The 2,343-nt window shown below is 32.0% G+C and carries 2 protein-coding genes; both read left to right on the forward strand.

The genetic code is table 11. From position 1 onward, the window contains the following. Positions 1 to 590: 590 nt before the first annotated feature. Positions 591 to 980 carry a hypothetical protein gene (locus ACGK9U_RS16050; RefSeq protein ID WP_394467570.1) on the forward strand — a complete coding sequence of 130 codons (390 nt, stop codon included), beginning with the start codon at positions 591 to 593 and terminating at the stop codon, positions 978 to 980. A gap of 101 nt (positions 981 to 1,081) precedes the next feature. Continuing rightward, positions 1,082 to 2,248: an exonuclease domain-containing protein gene (locus ACGK9U_RS16055; RefSeq protein ID WP_394467571.1), complete on the forward strand. Its 1,167-nt coding sequence runs from the start codon at positions 1,082 to 1,084 to the stop codon at positions 2,246 to 2,248. Positions 2,249 to 2,343 lie beyond the last annotated feature (95 nt).

Genomic DNA, 2,343 nt, shown 5'->3' on the forward strand with positions numbered 1-2,343 from the left:
ATAAAAGCCAGTGTACAACACAGTATATAAAAAATTGCTAGTTTTAGCTAAACCAAAGTTTGTTGCTCGTTTGCTTGAATCTGATTTTCCTTCGGAAAATCCTCGCACACAAACACGCAACTTTCCATATACCAAACGTTAGCGCCCATTCTCACAAAGCGCACTAAAGTCAAAAAAATCACAAAAAAAGTGGTCTAAAAATAGTTCTTAAAACCATACTCAACTGACTTCACTCCTTCTCTAAACTTCTGACTTTTGCCAATCAAAACGCAAATATTACGTGCGACTGACTTTCTAAGCGGCATATCTAAACCTGTATAAAGGAAAAAGAAGCTTCGCTAAATATCGCAAACGCAACTTTTACTGGAAAAAGAATAATTAGTCACGCCATATTTTTGCGCATAAAACAAAAATGTAAGAAAAAAAGTAAACGTGCGCTAACAATATGTATAAAAAATTGCTAGTTTTACCTAAACCAATGTGAGTTGCTTTGTTTGCATGCTTCTGATTTTCCTTCGGAAAATCCTCGCACTCAAACACGCAACTTTCCATACATTTAACGTTGTGTACAATATCCACGAAATCCTAAAATGAAACAAATACTGATTTTAATATTGACTTTTTTACCTGTGACTTTACTCGGACAGCAATTAAAGTGTTGTAAATCGGAACAAGAAGTGAAATCATATTTGAGTGGAAAATGGAAAATAAATAAGTCGGACTCTAAAACTGTTTATCACTATTGGTTTGAGAACGGAAAAGGAAATTTAGAAGATTTTGAACCAGCAGAAAACGGAGAAGAAATAATTATTGAGGATAATCACTCATTCGTAGAAATTATAAAACACGAAAACGGATTTAAACTTAAACACACCTATTTGTATGGAAACTGGATTCCAGAATTGAAATACTTGAATTCTAAAAAACTGATTTTAACAACAGACGGTAAAGAAACTGAATATAATAAAATTTACGAATAAAAATACTGTACACAACAACGTATAAACTGCATTAAAAACGCAGTTTATACAAACCGTTGTGTGTCATATCACCAAACCAACGAAAATCAAGATAAAAGAGAATGTTTAATTGGTTCAAGAAAAAAGAAAAAATAGAAAATCCGATTGAAATTTCAGTTAGCGGAATAAATCCTCAAACCGAAAATGAATTTCTATTCTACAACTTTGTGGAATTGACTTTTGCACCTCATTTGCAAAAATGGTATGAAAAAGCAAAGTCAAACGGAATTGAATTTAAACCACACTACGAAAGAGCAATAAAGCAAAAAACAACAACATCGGAATTTAAAAATCCTCATAGTTTTCCAGAATATTTTGACAGTAAATTTGACCATATTGTAATCGATTTTGAAACTGCAAACCAAAACCGAATTAGTGCTTGTGCTTTAGGTTTGGTATTTATAAAAAATGACAGAGTTGCTTATCAAACAAGTTTTCACATAAAACCACCCGAATCGGAACAGTTTTCAAGTCGAAATATTGGAATTCACGGAATTACTGCCGAAGATGTTGATTATGCAATGACTTTCGAGGAACTTTGGGAATCTGAACTTTCAAAATATTTTAATCAAAACTTAATTGTGTTCCATAATGCAAGTATGGATTTAAGTGTTTTAAAAAACCTTTTTGAACATTATAAAATTTCAGGTTACGAAATTGAGTACTTGGACACAATGCAACTTGCCGAAAAATCAGGAAATCCAAAAAAGCTATCTGAATTAGCGGACAAATTTGACATTGAATATATCGACAAACATAATCCTGAAGAAGATGCAAAAGTCTGTGCTTACGTTTTTGGAGAGCTTGCCGAAATTTATCCAGATTATAAAAGTTTGGTAAGAACTTTAAGCGAAAAAGAAATTAAGGAAAAAATAAAGCGTAAAAAAGAAACAGCAGAAGTCAAAAACCAAAACCTTGATTACGTTCAAGAATATTCACTTGACAAAGGAGAAATAGAAAAAATTGAGATTAAAGACAAAGCTTTCATTTTTACTGGAGAAATAACGACTGACAGACGAACTGCAAAGAATTTTATTGAGGAAAATGGAGGAATAATAAAATCTGGAATTAGCAGTAAATTGGACTATATTATTATCGGAGCAGATTTTGGCTGGTCAAAAATCCAAAAGGTTCACGAATTGAATGTAAAAAAGAATAGTAAAATAAAAATATTAACGAATTCGGATTTTGAACATCTGAAAAAAAATACGCCACACAACAACGTATAAAATTAATTGCTTGGTACGAGCCTACTTACGAAAATCCTCGCGGATTTTGAAGTGCCCCCAAAAAGTTAGACACTATTTGAGGGTATTTTTATGGA

Source organism: Mariniflexile sp. HNIBRBA6329 (genome assembly GCF_043558645.1).
Taxonomy (GTDB): domain Bacteria; phylum Bacteroidota; class Bacteroidia; order Flavobacteriales; family Flavobacteriaceae; genus Mariniflexile.